The sequence below is a fragment of the Paenibacillus xylanexedens genome (assembly GCF_017874615.1).
Classification (GTDB): domain Bacteria; phylum Bacillota; class Bacilli; order Paenibacillales; family Paenibacillaceae; genus Paenibacillus; species Paenibacillus xylanexedens.
On sequence record NZ_JAGIKV010000017.1, the window covers coordinates 62,727 to 80,764 of the forward strand.

The following is an 18,038-nucleotide window of genomic DNA, read 5'->3' on the forward strand; positions in this document are numbered from 1 at the left end:
TCTAATCCATCATATTTCATCTACACTTGTAGCCTTATCAAAAAATTACTTATAATACCAATATACACTTGGAATCTCGTATCATGTAAGAATCAATGTGTTGATACTATATAGCTAAACTACAATAAGGAACTGATGTAGATGAAAATGATTGATAAAAAGGTGGATTTGAGAGTTATCCGAACTCATAAATTGTTAACGATGGCACTACTCGATCTGTTATGTGAGAAAGGCCAGCTATTCAGCAACATCACAATTAATGAAATATGTGACAAAGCTATGGTTCACCGAACAACGTTTTACAAACATTTCAAGGATAAATTTGCTCTGCTGTCCTCCACCTTAACATGGGTCCTTCAGGATTATTTACACATGAATGTAGAAGATCGATTACAGCAGCCTTTGCAAAGCATATCTAAAATGCTGTTCGGAAATGTACTGGAGACCATCGTGCAAAACCAACAGAATGATGAGGGGTTTAACAACTTTTTCATACATTATATCGGAGAGATATTCAGACAGGATTTTCTGGAATTGAAGAGAAGAGGTAAACAATTTTCACTTCCCATAGAACTTGTAGCGGAGTTTCACTCGGGGGTGATTCGTTTGCTTGTGACGTGGTGGATACAACATTTCGAAGAAAATGTTACGGCAGAACAGATGGATGAATATTACTACCTACTGGTTAACGAGAATATCATGTTGAAATAACAAACAGCTCAACCTAAAATCAATGGCTGATTTTGAGATTGAGCTGTATACCTTCAAACTTTACCTATTTTAAAACAGATTCGGAAGCCTGCACTGTCATCCTCGCACGCTTTCCTTTCTTCAACCAGCTGCTCACCTTCTCATTCATCGCCAGTAGACCTGAAACGACCAGCACCACACCGATCCACGTAACCCAGCTGACATGTTCACCGTAGACAACAGCACCAAGCCCTACGGCAATGGGTGGTGAAATGTATAACCATGTTGCTGGAAACAACGGGTTGGTACGCGACATAATCCAGTAGAACAGACTATGCCCCACCATGGAACCGATGACAGTCAGATAGATCACCGACGAGACGGCAGGCACCCAGTCCAGAGCAGACATATTCCACGATTCCGTTCCGACCGAGAGCAGGGATAACAGCAGTCCCCCATACATCATCTGCACCGCATTAATCGCTACAGGACTAGCCTCCTTGAACTGATGAATAACCTTTTTGGAGTACAATGCACCTGCTGAATAACAGACTTCCCCTACCAGTACCGCGATACAGCCCCACATAAACAGGGAACCTGCACCAAGCGATACACCTGGCAACACAACCAAAACCACACCGGTGAACCCGATCAGGCAGCCCACAATCATACGGGCAGATGTTTTTTGCCGTAACAGCGCCGTCTGCATCAACATAATCATCAGCGGCCCTGTCGCTGACAAAATGGCACCCACACCCGAGCTCACATGCTGTTCAGCCCAATATAATGTGGCAAAGGTGCCGAAGGTCAGCCCCGCTCCCGTTAACAACATCTCCTTGCGGAACAGGAGCGACCAGCTCACTTTGCCCTTCATCCTCATCCATGCAAACATCAGCGCTCCCGCGATTACAAATCGCAATCCGGCTGACAGAAAAGGCGGCATGCTTGCCTCTACTCCAATTTTAATAGCCAGAAATGTTGTACCGAAAATAAGACACATAACCGTAAATGCAATCCCTACCATGATAACCACTCCTTTATCTGTTCTCCATCATATCTCATGGTCTACAGAACAGAATGAACAAAACAGAACAGTTTTCTCCCATTAGCTGTTACAATAGAGTTCAAAAGGAGTGTGAGCCGGGTGGGCAGAACCATGATGATGACAGATAACAGCCTGAAATTATATGAGCAAGTAATCCATTATCTCGTTGTACGTATAGAAGCGGGAGAGTGGGCCGAACATGAAAAACTGCCATCTGTACGAAGCCTGTCCGAGCTACTCGGCGTACATCGTCTGACCGTATTCAAAGCCTATCAGGAGTTAAAGGAACGTGGGAGTGTTTATGTTAAGGACAAGTCCGGCTATTATGTCAGTCCAGCAACTCCATTCTCAGTAACGGATCAGGCGGATGATCCCGCTGTGTCTGCCTGGCTGCATTGGGATTCACTTGCACGGGTACAATCTCTAGAAGCAGAATACCAATTTTCCAAATCGTTAATCGATCCCTCTCTGTTGCCCAACCGTTATTGGGGTGAACTGATGCGTGATCTGCTAGATCAATATCCCCGTTTGCTCGGAACGTATTCCACAATTCAGGGTGATCTGGAATTGCGAAGTGCGCTGGCAAGCCATCTAACGAAAAAAGAACGCTTCTATCTCTCCGCAGACGAGGTGTTAATTACATCGGGTGCCCAGCAAGCGATCGATGTGATCTCCCGCAGCTTGGTCAAACCCGGTGATCGTGTTCTGATGGATAGGCCCACGTATGGACCGGCAATGGAGATTTTCCGCAAACAAGGTGCTCGTCTGATCTTTACGGATATTCACTCGGACGGGTATGATCTGGAGCAGATCGAACATCTGATGAAAAGTGAGAAGCCGCGTCTCTTTTATATGACACCGACCTTTCAGAATCCAACCGGCATTAATGTTCCAGTAGAACAGCGCAAGCAATTACCCGAACTTGCAGAACAGTATGGTTGTTTTCTACTCGAAGACGACAGCACCTATGATATCTATTTTAAGGAGAAACCTCCTGCACCGATTTTCACCTATGACACCACCGGACACACTCTGTACATTCGCAGTTACAGCAAGTATGTTGCACCCGGGCTACGGATTGCAGCAATAATATGCCGTCAGCGTTTCATGCCAGGACTACAGGCTGTAAAATCACTGACAGATAACGGATCGCCCCTTCTGAACCAGAAGCTTTTTCTCCGTTATTTTCAGTCAGAACGCATGCATCAGCATCTATCCAAGCTGCGGACCGCCATCCAGCTACGGATGGAAGGGATGGAACAATCTCTGCTGGAAACGGACTGGACGTGGACCCGGCCGGAGGGTGGACTCAACTTTTGGGTAGAGCTTCCTGAGGGTGTGGATACAGGGAGACTGCTTCACCGATGCATGGAACAATCCGTTGCCTTTGTACCCGGAACCGTATTTGATCCTTCGGATCATTCAGCCAGTCGCAAGCTGCGCCTGTCCTTCTCTTATGCACATGAGCAGCAGATTCGGGAAGGCATGAGCAGGCTTATTACACTGGCTAAAGAAATGTAAGGTTTGGTTATAAATCGAAAAAAAGCCTGAAAGGTCACATGACCTTCCGGGCTACTGTTATGAGCTGGATATGACCTTATCTACCAATCCATATTCGACTGCTTCCGCAGCGGTCAGGAAATAATCTCGATCCGAGTCCTTCTCAATTCGCTCAATTGACTGTCCTGTATGGTCGGCTAACAGCTTGTTAAGACGCTGACGATGCTGAATGATGCGGTTAGCATGAATCAGCATATCCGACGCCTGCCCCCGCGTACCGCCATGTGGCTGATGGATCATGATCTCACTGTTTGGCAATGCCATACGCTTGCCTTTTGTTCCACCTACCAGCAATATCGTGCCAAAGCTTGCCGCCATACCTGTACAGATTGTGGAGATATCCGGCTTCACAAATTGCATCGTGTCATAGATCGAGAATCCCGCAGTCACCGACCCACCAGGGCTGTTGATGTACATCTGAATGTCCTTTTCCGGGTCCTCTGCAGTCAAAAACAACAACTGGGCCACGATGGCATTTGCCATCTGATCCTCAATTTCTCCTGACACCATAATGATCCGGTCTTTGAGCAAACGTGAATAAATATCATAACTCCGCTCACCGCGAGCGGTCTGTTCCACTACATAGGGTACTACATTCATGTGTGTCGCCTCCTCGGTTTAGGCAACCATGTTGACCGTGTATCCTCCTCCATACGACATCGAGTTCATGCCAGAAGTGGAGTACCCGTACATCATTGGCTGCATGGATGGAGACGGCAAAGTCTGCTGCAAAATCGTGCCCGCCACAGCCATCGGATCATCGGTCCGGTTCAGGCACAGATCAATGATTCGGGCTGTATCTCCATTACGAAATGCCAGCAGATAGCTGCGCAGTTCCTCCCGATTGTCCTCCACTGCGCCTTCCTCATACTGCAATTCAGCGTCCGATTGTTCCAACCTGTGCCTCACTTCAGCTATGGCAGAGCGGGCACGACTTAACGCCGCTTTCACAGCACCTTCTGTCGTATCCAGCATTTCCGCAGTCTCTGCCGCCTTATAACCCATTAATTCACGTAATACATATATCACTCGCTGCCACGGTGGTAGCTTATCTACAAGAAGTTGAACGGCAGACTCCAATTCTTCGAATCGCCTTTCCTCCTCCATCTCGTGCAGGAGCGGCTTCAAGCTATCCAGTTTATATGCCAATCTCTCCCGCTGACGTAAGATATCAATCCAGCTGTTGCGTGCAATACGAATCAGATAAGCTTCCCAGTTTATATCTTTATTCATCCCGGAAGATTCAACCGCTCTCGACGACAATACTTTGAGACAGGTCTCCTGAACCAGATCTTCCGTGTCTGGAACTGATTTCGTCAGAGATAAACAATACGCATACAACGAACCCATCAGATCGGGTAGTACGGTATGGAAGCTTGGGTTCAATTGAATTTTTCTGTCGTTGCAATTAGATTCAATATCGAATTTATCTTGTTTACCATCATCATGTGGTCTGTTGATTCTGCAATCCACGGACTTCACAAAGGCCATCTTGGGGGCCCCCCTTTGCTGGTTCCTGATTGATTTTGACTTACACTATGTAAACGAAGAACCCCTTGTAAAGGATACGCTCTTCTGAATTTATTTTTATTACGCTAGTTAAATTGGGTTACGCATTCATTTCCAGCTTTAATGTTCCAAGCGGCACCTTCATCCCGGTAAGGGCAATCGTAATACCTTGATCCAGATTATAATTCTGCCGTACATCGACGTCATGAGACATATGTGTAAAATAAGTATGACCCAGCTTCAGTTCCCGCAGCAGCTCCTGCGCCTCACGCATATCGTACACGGAACGTGTTGAGAATTCCGCAAGCTCATGCACAAAGCTTGTTCCAAGCACCAGCATATCCAGTCCGTGCAACGGCTCTTTTTCGGATGTCTTCAGGTCAATGGCATCTGAACAATACGCCCAGCTATACCCACCCTGATCCAATCGATAGGCGTAAGAATACCCGTTATGTCCATGGCAGACTTTCCAGGAATGTACCTTCCAGCCGCCTAGTTCAATACCGCCATCTGTTTCCAGAAAGTCCACATGACGCCCCAACCAGGGAAACTGTCCCTGAATGGTAGCAATCACTTCACGCGGTGCATACAGCCGTCCCTTTACACCCAACCAGCGGCACGCATCCGCCCATTCGGGCAATCCGCCAATATGGTCAAAATGGGCATGAGTGATGAGCAGCGTATGCACCATACGCAATCCCTGATCCTCCATCTGTGATCTCCAGTCTGGTCCGCAGTCAATCATGAACTGTTCACTCGTACCATCCCCATCACCACCGTCAATCAGAACAGAAGAGCGTTTCCGTTTATTCTCTCCCATAAGCCTCGCCTCTGTACATACGTCGCAATCACAATACACACGTGGAACGCCCATCGCATCCCCAGTGCCCAGAAATGTTAGCTGATTCAATCCGCATTCCCCCTGAATTAATGATATGTAGATTGTAATGTTCCACCTCTGTTTTTGCAAAAAAAAGACCATCCCGCTGCAGTTCTCCACTGCAATTCGGGACAGTCTGTGGTCTGACCGTTCACCGTCAGACTTCAATTCCATGCTTCGCTCCATTCGGGAGCTTACGCTTCGTCAGCATGTGATTCAACCTTATAAGCGGGTCGCCCGCATGAAGAGCAGGCCTTTTACCTTTTTCACAGGCCATGACCTACTGATTCGAGTCACATTAACCCAACGCTAGAATTAAACCAGTGCCCGCAGCTTCAAGGTCAGTTCCTGACCCGCAGGTACATCCTTCGATTCTGTAATGACCCAGTTCGATGCAAGCCGTTTCGCCAGCACCTCTGCCTGCTCTGGTTTCAACTGCAATCCAGTGACGATCCCTTCACCCACCGTGAAGTCTTTCTCCGGCTGCACCTTAAAGGCCTTTTCCAACCAGATTCCGAGTCCACCACGCGTGTTAAAGGTAATCCGGTAGCCGTCTTTCACTGCTTCCTCCAGATTTTCACCATGCTCATCCGCATACGAGAAAAATTCGTTATATCGGTATTCCTCTTCAGACACGGCGTCAAAAGCGGAAACGTCTTTCGCTTGAATAGCTTTTAAAAGTTCTTCCTCAGGCATCCCCTTACCGCGGGCCTGCTCCAGTCGAATTGCTGTACTTTGGGATAATTTGATCTCTGCACTCATCCAACTCACACCTTCCCTACTACTATGTAACAATCATGATTCAGTATACCTCTATTATAACCTTTTGGCAGTAAAAAACCTCCATCTCTACTTCCATTGAAATGAAGGTTTAGTATCCACACGCTCGGTTACCTATTCGATTACATCAGCAATACTCATAATCCAGCGAGCACCTGATACCACACGCCGCGTTTGGAGTACAACGTACTTCGTACCTCGTCCCATCCACCCAGATAGTTGATATCAAACAGTCCTTCGGGCGTTGAGAATGTCGATTCCGTCTGTGCAAATACATCCGGATCTACTGAACGAAAACCATGCTTGGCAAAAATGCGCTGTGCTTCTGGTGTACGCAAATATGCGACAAAAGCTTCTGCCAGTTCACGGTTCCCATGTTTATCAGCATACTTATTCACCACAACTGCCGGGTTCTCAATCAGGATCGTATTTTTTGGAATGACGATGTCATAATCTACACCTTTGGCGATCCGGGCAAGCAATTCATTTTCATACGTGACGATTACATCACCGACACCATACTCGAATGCCGCCATCGAAGAACGCCCGCTCTTGTCCAATGATTCAACGTTGCGGTGTACCTGTTCGAGAAAAGCCTTGGCTGCGGCAGGATCTTTCTTCCCCTCTTGCTCCTCCGACAGTTTCAATCCGGCACCGTAGATGGCATTAATGTCCCATTGTGCGCCCCCAGATGTCTTTGGATTGGGGTACAGTACCTTCACTCCTGGCTTGGTTAAGTCCTGAAAATCACGAATACCGAGCGGGTTGCCCGCTCTTGTGCCCAGAACAACAATTGAACGGGTGATCATGCCCTCATTAGGGGTCTGTTTCCAATCAGAGCTAACCAGATCGGCTTTGACCAACTTCTCGATATCACTCTCCATTGCGAGCAAGGCCACATCAGCCTCGAATCCACCAACGATGGCTCTTGCCTGTGTACCCGAAGCTTCATAGGACTCTTGAAAGTTAATCGTCTGTCCGGTTTTTGCCTTCCACTCCTCCTGGAACTTGGGCAGCAATTCGCCTACAGCATCTTTCGCTACACTATAGGCACCAATCACCAGCGTATTGGATGAATCGTTACCAGAGGGCTCGTTCTGTTCGCTTGACTCCTCCTGCTTGCTGCATCCAGCGGTCATGCAGACGAGCAGAAGCATGAGGGCAATGTATAAAAGTATGGATTTCTTCTTCCTCGTCTGCATGGGCAGCCCCTTTCTTCCACTTGATCTAAATCATCACCGGCATCGGATCTTCCTTCAGTCGGTTCTCAACCACCCAACTGTTGGAGTCATTGAACAGGTATGCACGGTGTACAAGGACGCGAATTTGTTGACCGATTTCCAATGTCGTTTTCTCCAGGGAACGATAGGTGATTAACTTGTGACCCTGTACTTCCACCTCTACCATCCATTCACTGCCGCGGAAATGAAGATGTTTGACTGTACCTTTTTCCGTAGCAGACAGCATGGTGAACTCGTTTTTCAAACCGATCTCAATGTACTCCGGTCGGATCAGCGCTCGTGTACCTTCACCCTCAACCGCATGTTCGAATCCTTTCAACTGTGAAGCATCCTCCACAACCGTAGACTCCCCGATAAATGTAGCGACAAACGGTGTCTGCGGGTTTTTGTAGATATCCCAAGGTGTGCCCTTCTGTTCCAGACGTCCTTGGCTGATAATCATAATCTCGTCCGCGACTTCAATCGCTTCATCCTGGTCATGCGTTACAAAGATCGAAGTGATTCCCACTCGTTCGATTAGCTCACGTAGCCATGAACGCAGTTCCTGACGAATCTTCGCATCAATAGCCGCGAATGGTTCATCCAGCAATAACAGCTGCGGCTCCGGGGCGAGTGCTCTGGCAAAAGCAACACGCTGACGCTGCCCACCAGACAACTGATGTGGATAACGCTGTTCGAAACCTTTTAACCCGGTCAGTTCAACCAGTTCCATCACCCGATCACGGATCTGGGCTTTCGGCGTCTTCTTAACCTTGAGTCCAAAGGCGATATTCTCAAATACCGTCATATGTTTGAACAGGGCATAGTTCTGGAATACAAATCCGATGCCCCGCTCCTGTGGAGGCAGATGGTTCACCACTTTTCCGTGAAAGCGAATCTCTCCGGAACCCGGATTCTCCAGACCCGCAAGCATACGCAGAATGGACGTTTTCCCGCCTCCGCTGGGTCCAAGCAGACCGATCAAATGGCCTTTGGCAATATCGAATGAGACATCTTTTACCGCATGAAAATCACCGAAATGTTTGTTCAGATCACGGACTTCTACATGCATATCAATGCACTTCCTTTCGCTTCTTGGCCCATTCCATCATGAGCAGCAGCCCGACGGAGAAGGTGACCAGCACCAATGCCACACCATTTGCCGCAGCCACATTAAAATTCTCAACATCCTGATACACCAGGGTTGTTGCGGTCTGCGTTTTGTTCATAATATTCCCGGATACCACCAGCACTGCACCGAATTCCCCAAGCGAGCGCGCCACCGTCAAGACTAGACCATACACTACCGCCCAGCGGATCGAAGGCCATGTCACACTCCAGAATGTTCTCCAGCCGTAGGCGCCAAGTGTAGATGCGGCCTCCTCTTGCTGAGAACCGAGTTCCTGCAGGACAGGCATAACCTCTCTGACCATCAGTGGAAAGGTAACAAATAACGTTGCGATCACCATACCTGGGAAGGCATAGACCACATTGAATCCAATCCCCTCAAAAAAAGCGCCCATAATGCTGTTAGGTCCCAACATCAACACAATCATCAAACCGCCAATGACAGGAGATACGGCATAAGGCAGGTCTACAATGCTGTTCAGCAGCCCTTTTATCCGTTCACTCATCCATCCAGCACGAACCAGATACAGAGCCATCATGATGCCAAACAATGTATTTAACAGGGTGACCACCAGAACCACCAGTCCGGTCATCATCAAGGCGTGTAACGCCTCAGGGCGCATCAGCCCTTTCAGGAATCCACCTGCCCCGTCTTCAAATGCACCAATAAAAATGCGTCCAAGCGGGATGATCAGCAGTACAATAAATACCGCAAACGTCAGTCCGATTAACAGTCGTCTCATCGTCTTCTCCCCCGCATCTGCACCAGATTGATCAGCCAGAGGATCAGGAAGGAGAGCGTCAGGAGCAACACGGATACAGCAGCAGCCCCCGTTGGATTATCACTTTCAATCTCCCCGTAGATAAATACGGAAGCAGTCAGTGTTCTTCCCGGAATGTTACCAGCCACCAGCACAACAGCCCCGAATTCAGCCAGTCCTCTCGAGAAAGCCAGCATCCCCCCACTGATCATACCAGGTGCCATGGATGGCAGAATAACCTGCATGAACGTGCGAGCCTTGGATGCCCCCATCGTGTACGAGGCTTCTTCCTCCGAAGGATCAATTTCTTCCAGCAAAGGCTGCACTGCACGGATAACAAACGGAAACGTGACAAAAGTCATCGCGATAACAATGGCGGGCTGGTGAAATACAATCTCAAATCCCATGGATTCTGCCAGTTTCCCGATGGCACTGACCGGGCCCAAAAGTAGCATAATCATCAAGCCGCCCACCGCTGTTGGCAGTGCAAACGGGAGATCAACCAGACTATTAAGAAACGATCGGCCCACAAAGCGATATCTTGTCAACACCCAGGCGATCATCGTGCCCAAAACCACATTAATCAGCGTGGCAATGACGGCCAGCCGAATGGTCAGCAGTACGGCTTTCCACGCGATGGGGTCCATAATGCTCTGAACAAAGTTGCTCCATCCTTCGGAGAAGGAATTGACGTACACACCGATGATTGGAAGTACAATAAGTACGATAAAATATAACAATACGGTACTGCGGAATCCCCAAGTCCATCCCTTATGACGAAGAACGGTATTCATTGCTGCGTTCCCTCCCAGCCTCCGGCTTTAGCTCCGGTCGGCAGTCTTCCTGGCTTTAATACGACATTTTTCCTAAGTTGGATGATATTACTTTAATATTATTCCCATTAGTCTACTTGGTTTTGCTTTTCTGATACTTTACCAGTTTGCAGTGCTAATCGTCAATGCTTTTATTGAATATAATTAGGCCACATATAAGAACGATTAATAAAAATCGCACTGTACACTGCGCGGCCAGAACAACCTTCCGATCACTGTTATCCCCAGATTTCTTTGATCCCCTTTTTTAAGGGGAAATCCGGTGATAAAGGCGAAGCTTATGCTTCCGAAGCAGCTTTCCTACAGAAAGCTTTGAGCTTCCGCTTCTTCAGGTTATTTCTGACCTCTCCGTTACTGTGCGATTCACATATCCGTCTTCATATGTGGTTTGTTTGGTATGTAGTGGTTAAGGTACAATCAAGGGTAAGAAATGAGATCCTAAGGAGTGATTTAACATGTTATACAAGAAGAATATATCCACTGCCACACGAGATGAAATCAAAGATATCACATGGGACGTAAAGCAGGTTGTCCAGACTAGCGGGGTGCAGAATGGGACGGTGCTCATCTACTGTCCACATACGACGGCAGGTATTGCCATCAACGAAAATGCAGACCCGGATGTGAAACACGATGTCTTGCTGCGCCTTGACGAAGTGTACCCTTGGGAGCACCCCGAGTATCGACATGCCGAAGGCAATACAGCCTCTCACCTGAAATCGATCACAATAGGGCCATCACAGACGGTGATTATTCACGAAGGCAGGCTGCTGCTCGGCCGCTGGCAAGGCATTTACTTTTGCGAATTCGATGGACCACGTGAGCGGGAGTACTTTCTCAAAATCATGGAAGGTTAGTTGGGTCCAATAGAACTGCCACCAACTCGTTCATTTTTTGCAAACACAAACAGGCGGTCCACCCTCATTCCGGGTCGGAGCCGCCTGACTTGGTCTACTGCGCATATTAACTTTCGCGAGACAACGTTATAAAGAATTAAAGTTATGACAAATCACCGCCCTGAAGTGTAGGGGTGCAACAACAGCGCCATTATTGGTCGCCAGGCTACTGACCCAGATTGCGGCACAGCACTTTGACATGAGACAGCGCAGACGATTCAATCTCCACAAACGTTAAACGGTCCTGAATGTAATAAGAAATGAATCCGTGCATAGCCAAAAATAGCGTACGCGGTACCCTTTGAATATCCTCTTCCGTACAGTTCTCTTCATTCATATACTGCCTTATAATCGATGCAAACAATTCAAAGCAACGTCCCTGTTCGGTACGACAATAAGACAACAGTTCTTCATCCCTGATCATAAACATAATTTCGTATTGGTATGGATTCTCCAGACCAAAGCGAATAAACTCCATCATAATGTGCTCTACCTTGCTCACATCATCACGAACCGGCCTGACCATGGCTTGCAGCAGCAAATGCCCCAGATGATTAAAATCTTCAACCACGATGGCATAGAACAGCTCTGCCTTTTCCTTAAAGTGATAATACAGCGACCCATGACTATAGCCCAGATGCTGGCCGATGCTTCGCATCGAAATGGCGCGGTATCCTTTGGTAATAAAAAGGTGCCTCGCCGCCTCCAGTATCCGCTCCCTCGACAACTCCTGTTCGACTGCTCTTCTAGCCATATATTTTATTCCCCTTCAATAAAATAAAGCCGCTGTCCCTCCGTGATCCGGGATTGCCCTTGCGTCAAATCCGTGATCCAGGCTATAAAAGCCTCGGTTTCACTATCCGGCGGAAGACAAGTCAACGTAACCTTATCGGTGAATCCAGTTTCACCTGTACGGACTTCCCGGCTTCTTAACTCATTTTCCACTTTACCCAGCCACGTATAATCCAGTTCAACAAACACTTCACGATGCAGCACGTTGGTAATGGCTTCTCCGGCTTCAATGGCTGCTACAGCTCCATCCGTATAAGCACGAATTAACCCGCCAGCTCCAAGCATAATTCCCCCGAAGTATCGCGTAACCACAATTGCCACATTTTTTAATTTCTGATTTTTGATCACTTCAAGAATGGGTTTCCCTGCTGTTCCACTGGGTTCACCGTCATCGGATTGCTTCTGGATCTCGTCCCGCTCCCCAATCATGTATGCAGAGCAGTTATGAGTTGCATTCCAATGTTTTTTCTTGATCTCATCGATGAAGGCAACAGCCTCTTCCTCTGTCGTGACCGGCATAATATGACCGATAAATCGCGACTTCTTGATTACAATTTCCAGATTGCCCGGTCCTCGAACCGTGCGATAACGTTCAATCATTCCTATCCAACTTTCTAATTTGATCCATTTTACAAGAAAGCAGTTCACCGCGCGAACGCGGACGAACTGCCCTGGTTATCTACATCCGGGAACCCTGCATCTTACACGAACAGTGATTCCCGGTTAGTTTTACATTACCTTATTCAACTATATGAGCAGACCGATGAATTATTCGGAAAGTCTCGCTTCGAGCGCTGCTTTCTCTTCTTCAAAGCCTGGTTTGCCCAGCAATGCGAACATATTTTTCTTGTAAGCTTCCACGCCTGGTTGGTCAAATGGATTGACGCCCAGCAGGTAGCCACTGATACCGCATGCTTTTTCAAAGAAGTATACCAGATATCCGAAAGAATATGGAGTCATATCTGGAATGTTCACAATCAGGTTTGGTACTTGACCATCCGTATGTGCAAGCAGTGTTCCTTGGAACGCTTTTTTGTTAACAAAGTCCATAGTTTTTCCTTCAAGGAAGTTCAAACCATCCAGATCGTCCGGATCGGATTTGATTGAGATATGCTCAGCAACTTCAGTAACCTGGATAACAGTTTCGAAGATATTCCGGCTACCTTCCTGGATGAATTGACCCATGGAGTGCAAGTCTGTAGAGAAATCAACAGATGCAGGATAGATCCCTTTGTAGTCTTTACCTTCACTCTCTCCAAACAGTTGTTTCCACCATTCGGATACGAAGTGCAGGGATGGCTCATAGTTTACAAGGATCTCAGTGCCTTTGCCTTTGCGATACAATGCGTTACGAACTGCAGCATATTGATATGCTTCATTCTCAGCTACGTTCGGGTTGCTGTATTCTTTGGATGCATCAGCCGCACCTTGCATCATTTCTTCGATGCTGATACCCGCTGCTGCGATTGGCAGCAAACCTACAGCTGTCAGAACGGAGTAACGTCCACCTACATCATCCGGGATAATGAAAGATTCGTATCCTTCTGCATTTGCCAGTTCTTTCAATGCACCGCGCGCTTTGTCTGTTGTAGCATAGATGCGTTTGCGAGCTTCTTCTTTACCATATTTCTCTTCCAGCGCTGCACGGAAGATACGGAATGCAATAGCCGGCTCTGTTGTTGTACCGGATTTGGAGATAACGTTGACGGAGAAATCTTTGCCTTCTACCAGATCCAGCAAATGAGTTACATATGTGGAACTGATATTGTTTCCTGCAAAATAGATTTCAGGCGTTTTGCGTTTGTCTTTTGGCAGATTGTTATAGAAAGAGTGAGTCAGCATTTCGATCGCTGCACGTGCACCCAGGTATGATCCACCGATACCGATAACGATCAGTACTTCGGAGTCGCTTTGAATTTTGGCAGCTGCTTTTTGAATGCGGGCGAACTCTTCTTTGTCATAAGCCGTTGGCAGGTCAATCCAGCCCAGGTAATCGGAACCTGTTCCTGTTCCGTTGTGAAGCTGCTCGTGAGCCAGACGAATCGGTTCTGCGAAATAATCCACTTCGTGCTGATTTACAAATTGCAATGCCGTGCTATAGTCAAATGTCACTTTTTTTGCCATGATCTCAAAAACCTCCTGATTTCGATTATAGTGCGTGTTCAAACTTTGTAATCAAAAGCGGACTTTTTGAACAACCTCTTATATTATGTCCGTATTCCATTCTATACAACTTGCCTTAAGGATACTTCAAATCCACGGGGCTGACAAGCTTGCAGCTCGAACTTTGTCGTTAGAATTCAAGAAGCAAAAAGGGTAAACCGAATCCGCGGGTTGCGGTTCTGCTTACCCTTCTTATGTTATTCCGCCGGGTACGAGCAGACGTAGTCAGTAACGCTGCGTATCTCCAGTTTAAATTTGGATTCGGCAGGCACGTGGAACGTAGCTTGACCTTGAATCTCTTGCCACTCTTCTTCTCCGGGAAGCAATACTTTCAGATCTCCGGACAGAATCTCCATAATTTCACGGGAATCCGTACCGAACTCATAACTGCCTGGAAGCATGATGCCCAGAGTCACTTTGCTGCCATCCCCCAAAATAACCGTTCTGCTGGTTACCTGACCATCATAATAAATGTTGGCCTCTTTCACTACACTGACTTGATCGAATTGTGACATGCGTACCCGCTCCCCTGAAGTTAATGAAAACAAAAGGCAAAACAGATTAGGGCGATAACGAATCACCGCCCATCTCTGCCGAAATAACTTACTGCCATGGATCAGGACAGCATGGTGCTCTCCCAACCATAGCAGCGCTTATGAAGCTATAAGTGCGTGTTCAAAAAGTCAGGTTTTCAGTGCCGAGAAGATGGGATGAAGCTAGAAATGGAGTAGCGGAGCGTAGGAGAAAACTACGTGAGCAACGGACATTTCGGCTGAATCCCATATTCGACGCTGATGATGCCGTGAGGCATCCTTCGTAATCAAAAGCAGACTTTTTAAACAACCTCTATTACAGCAATGCTTTTACGCGGCTAACCACGTTATCCACTGTAAAGCCATACTCTTGGATAACACGGTCGCCAGGCGCGGATGCACCAAATGTGCTGATTCCGAGAATGTCACCTTGATCTCCAACATATTTCTCCCAGCCCATTGGATAAGCCATTTCAATTGCAAGACGAGCTTTAACATCCGGAAGAAGAACGGACTCTTTGTAAGCTTTGTCTTGTTTCTCGAACAGATCCCAGCTTGGCATGCTGATTACGCGAACTTGGATGCCTTGTTCTGCAAGTGCTGCTTGAGCTTTAACAGCCAATTGCACTTCAGAACCTGTAGCGATGATTTGTGCTACCGCTTTGCCATCTTTTGCATCAGAGACAACATAAGCACCACGTTTCACGTTCTCACGTGAACCTTCAACGGTACCTTCCAGGATCGGCAGGTTTTGACGAGTGAGTACCAGTGCAACCGGGTTGCTCTTGTTCTCAAGCGCGTAAGCCCAAGCAGCCGAAGTTTCATTACCGTCAGCCGGACGAATAACCGTCAGGTTAGGAATGATACGCAGGGATGCCAATTGCTCGATCGGTTCGTGCGTGGGACCGTCTTCACCAACAGCGATACTGTCGTGAGTCAGAACATACGTTACAGGCAATCCCATCAGGGCAGCCAGACGAACAGCCGGACGCAGGTAATCGGTAAATACGAAGAACGTACCTCCGAATACTTTCACACCGCTGTGCAGTGCCATACCGTTCATTGCTCCAGCCATACCGAATTCACGGATACCGAAGTAGATGTTACGGCCGGAGTAATCTTCAGGTGTAAAGTTCTCCAGGTTGTTCAAGTGAGTCATTGTGGAGCTTTCCAAGTCAGCAGATCCACCTGTCAGTTGTGGCACGTTGTGCGCCAGACCGTTCAGAGCGTTACCGGATGCTACACGAGTGGAAAGAGCTTTGTCTGTTGCTGCATATTTAGGAAGATCACGGTCCCAACCTTCTGGAAGGTCGCCGTTAATCGCTGTTTCGAATTGAGCTGCCAGCTCAGGGAAAGCTTTTTTGTACTCGGCAAATTTCTGGTCCCAAGCTTTGTTAGCAGAGATACCACGATCTTTCACTTGTGCAAAGTGATCGCGAACTTCAGCTGGTACGTGGAAGTTTTCTTCGTAAACCCATTTGTAATACTCTTTAGTCAATTTGGCTTCGTCTGCACCCAGTGGAGATCCGTGAGTACCGCCGTGGCCGCCTTTACCTTGTTTGTTCGGGCTACCATAACCGATAACCGTTTTAACTTCGATCAGTGTAGGACGCAGTGTATCTGCTTGACCTTCCTGAATTGCTTTTTCGATTGCAGGCAGATCGTTACCATCTTCAACGCGCAGCACTTGCCAGCCATAAGCTTCAAAACGCTTCGCGATGCTTTCGGAAGAAGACAGATCCAATTTACCATCCAACGTGATGTCATTGGAGTCGAACAACATGATCAGTTTGCCCAGGTGCAAACGTCCAGCCAAAGAAGCTGATTCATGAGATACGCCTTCCATCAAGTCGCCATCACCACAGATTGCGTAAGTGTAGTGGTCAACTACGTTGAATTTGTCTTTATTGTATGTTGCGCCCAGTTGAGCTTCAGCCATCGCCATACCTACAGCCATTGCAATACCTTGACCCAGTGGGCCGGTAGTTGCATCAACACCTGCAGTATGTCCGAATTCCGGGTGACCCGGAGTTTTGCTTCCCCATTGACGGAACTGTTTCAGTTCTTCCATTGGAAGATCATATCCGCTCAGGTGCAGCAAGCTGTACAGCAACATGGAGCCATGTCCTGCAGACAGGACAAAACGGTCCCGGTTAACCCAAGTTGGGTGGTCCGGGTTATGAGTCATCGTTTTTGCAAAAAGTTGGTACCCCATTGGAGCGGAGCCCATAGGCATACCCGGGTGTCCGGAATTTGCCTTCTCAATTGCATCAATCGCCAAAGTACGTACGGTAGTAATCGACAGGTTGTCGATTGTAGTGTTCTCGTCCTTTTGAATCGCTTCGTTCTTGTCAGTCATGGTTTGTCCTCCTCATGTCTTTAGATAAGTCGGGTGCGCAAGCGAATCCCTCTCATCATACAAGCAAACCGAATTTCACAATAAGTGAATCCGCTTGAGTGTTTCATTTTGACTTATTCACTTTTGTATTGTATCACTTGGCGTGAAGCTTTTCCATAACCTTCTTTTAGAAGTTCGTGAAAAATCGGTGGTTTGTGATGAATAATCCTTGGCCTATCAAGCAAAAATCGTACTGTACAAGGTACTAAATTCCAAAAGCAGACTTAAGGAGCCTCGCAAATCCATCGCATGAAGTATAACCTTTTACCTGAAAACCATGCATTTTTTAGATATTCATCCTCAATTCACATATAATGTTCCTGAATATGGATTCGAAAGTATATAGGAGGTCGCGATCATGCCAGATCCTGCTGCTCACCCATCAACATCGGTAAAACACTCATTACCCTGGCTATCCGGTATTTTAACGGGAATTCTCTCGGGAGTTGTCCTTGGATTTTTCCTCAAAGTGATTCAGGCCATCACAGGTGAACAAGTATATACTCTGCTGCTGAATATTGATTTTGTGCCTGGTCTTCCGCCAACCTTACCCGAATTCATTGAATTTGCTTTGCATCTCATCGTGTCCGTTGTCATCGGTATCTTCTATCTGTGGTGGGTAAGACATTCAGGCAGCCCTATGATCAAAGGAATTTTACTTGGTGCAGTCTCGTCCTTGCTCTATATTCCACTTTCTCAATTGTCATCACGTGTGCCAGACCTGTACGATGTGTCCGCCATCCTCTACTGGATTGCAGGACATCTGCTGTTTGGTATTATGCTTGGCTTGTGCGGAAAGTATATCAACACAACAAAAAAAGCGAATCCCGCTTCGTAAACGAATTGGGGT

18 protein-coding genes are annotated in these 18,038 nt (G+C 47.3%); 4 read left to right on the plus strand and 14 right to left on the minus strand.

Annotated elements, in window-relative coordinates; translation table 11 throughout:
* The first annotated feature begins 141 nt into the window (after positions 1-141).
* Complete coding sequence (locus J2Z28_RS20680) at positions 142-711, plus strand: TetR/AcrR family transcriptional regulator (RefSeq protein ID WP_211084110.1); 570 nt, start codon at positions 142-144, stop codon at positions 709-711.
* Between the two features lie 64 nt (positions 712-775).
* Here the strand turns inward: J2Z28_RS20680 and J2Z28_RS20685 are convergent, their stop codons facing one another.
* On the minus strand, positions 776-1,714 hold the full coding sequence (locus tag J2Z28_RS20685) for a DMT family transporter (protein ID WP_211084111.1): 939 nt from the start codon (positions 1,712-1,714) through the stop codon (positions 776-778).
* A gap of 120 nt (positions 1,715-1,834) precedes the next feature.
* On the opposite strand from J2Z28_RS20685, the gene J2Z28_RS20690 reads away from it, so the two are divergent.
* Entirely contained in the window at positions 1,835-3,256 is a 1,422-nt protein-coding gene (locus J2Z28_RS20690; RefSeq protein ID WP_342357530.1) for an aminotransferase-like domain-containing protein, read from the plus strand.
* A 57-nt stretch (positions 3,257-3,313) separates the two neighbouring features.
* On the opposite strand, the gene clpP is transcribed toward J2Z28_RS20690, so the two are convergent.
* The 8 genes from clpP to cysT all read right to left on the minus strand — a co-directional run bounded on the left by clpP (position 3,314) and on the right by cysT (position 10,367).
* Positions 3,314-3,895 carry an ATP-dependent Clp endopeptidase proteolytic subunit ClpP gene (gene clpP / locus J2Z28_RS20695; protein WP_017689971.1) on the minus strand — a complete coding sequence of 194 codons (582 nt, stop codon included), beginning with the start codon at positions 3,893-3,895 and terminating at the stop codon, positions 3,314-3,316.
* Between the two features lie 18 nt (positions 3,896-3,913).
* A complete protein-coding gene (locus tag J2Z28_RS20700; protein WP_211084112.1) occupies positions 3,914-4,786 on the minus strand; it encodes an RNA polymerase sigma factor in 873 nt (290 codons plus the stop codon).
* Between the two features lie 118 nt (positions 4,787-4,904).
* Positions 4,905-5,714 (minus strand): MBL fold metallo-hydrolase, encoded by an 810-nt coding sequence (locus tag J2Z28_RS20705; RefSeq protein ID WP_211084113.1) that lies wholly within the window; start codon positions 5,712-5,714, stop codon positions 4,905-4,907.
* 285 nt (positions 5,715-5,999) lie between these two features.
* Positions 6,000-6,446, minus strand: coding sequence for a hypothetical protein (locus J2Z28_RS20710; RefSeq protein ID WP_211084114.1), 447 nt, complete (start codon positions 6,444-6,446; stop codon positions 6,000-6,002).
* A 155-nt stretch (positions 6,447-6,601) separates the two neighbouring features.
* Complete coding sequence (locus J2Z28_RS20715) at positions 6,602-7,666, minus strand: sulfate ABC transporter substrate-binding protein (protein WP_211084115.1); 1,065 nt, start codon at positions 7,664-7,666, stop codon at positions 6,602-6,604.
* Between the two features lie 25 nt (positions 7,667-7,691).
* Positions 7,692-8,756, minus strand: coding sequence for a sulfate/molybdate ABC transporter ATP-binding protein (locus J2Z28_RS20720; protein WP_169480091.1), 1,065 nt, complete (start codon positions 8,754-8,756; stop codon positions 7,692-7,694).
* Position 8,757: 1 nt separating this feature from the next.
* Entirely contained in the window at positions 8,758-9,555 is a 798-nt protein-coding gene (locus J2Z28_RS20725; RefSeq protein WP_047842044.1) for a sulfate ABC transporter permease subunit, read from the minus strand.
* Positions 9,552-10,367, minus strand: coding sequence for a sulfate ABC transporter permease subunit CysT (gene cysT / locus J2Z28_RS20730; protein ID WP_017689978.1), 816 nt, complete (start codon positions 10,365-10,367; stop codon positions 9,552-9,554). Before cysT ends, J2Z28_RS20725 begins: the two co-directional genes overlap by 4 nt.
* Positions 10,368-10,861: 494 nt before the next feature.
* Between cysT and J2Z28_RS20735 the strand changes: the two genes are divergently transcribed.
* Complete coding sequence (locus tag J2Z28_RS20735; RefSeq protein WP_211084116.1) at positions 10,862-11,263, plus strand: secondary thiamine-phosphate synthase enzyme YjbQ; 402 nt, start codon at positions 10,862-10,864, stop codon at positions 11,261-11,263.
* Between the two features lie 205 nt (positions 11,264-11,468).
* On the opposite strand, the gene J2Z28_RS20740 is transcribed toward J2Z28_RS20735, so the two are convergent.
* The 5 genes from J2Z28_RS20740 to tkt form a co-directional block, all read right to left on the minus strand.
* Positions 11,469-12,056, minus strand: a complete 588-nt coding sequence (locus J2Z28_RS20740) for a TetR/AcrR family transcriptional regulator (protein WP_211084117.1) — start codon at positions 12,054-12,056, stop codon at positions 11,469-11,471.
* Positions 12,057-12,061: 5 nt separating this feature from the next.
* Positions 12,062-12,694, minus strand: a complete 633-nt coding sequence (locus J2Z28_RS20745; RefSeq protein ID WP_036669098.1) for a YigZ family protein — start codon at positions 12,692-12,694, stop codon at positions 12,062-12,064.
* A gap of 168 nt (positions 12,695-12,862) precedes the next feature.
* A complete protein-coding gene (locus J2Z28_RS20750) occupies positions 12,863-14,218 on the minus strand; it encodes a glucose-6-phosphate isomerase (RefSeq protein ID WP_017689982.1) in 1,356 nt (451 codons plus the stop codon).
* Between the two features lie 236 nt (positions 14,219-14,454).
* Entirely contained in the window at positions 14,455-14,772 is a 318-nt protein-coding gene (gene ppnP, locus J2Z28_RS20755; RefSeq protein ID WP_017689983.1) for a pyrimidine/purine nucleoside phosphorylase, read from the minus strand.
* 334 nt (positions 14,773-15,106) lie between these two features.
* Entirely contained in the window at positions 15,107-17,149 is a 2,043-nt protein-coding gene (gene tkt, locus J2Z28_RS20760) for a transketolase (RefSeq protein ID WP_211084118.1), read from the minus strand.
* A gap of 397 nt (positions 17,150-17,546) precedes the next feature.
* Here tkt and J2Z28_RS20765 point away from each other — a divergent pair, with 397 nt between their 5' ends.
* Entirely contained in the window at positions 17,547-18,026 is a 480-nt protein-coding gene (locus tag J2Z28_RS20765; RefSeq protein ID WP_211084119.1) for a hypothetical protein, read from the plus strand.
* Positions 18,027-18,038: the final 12 nt, after the last annotated feature.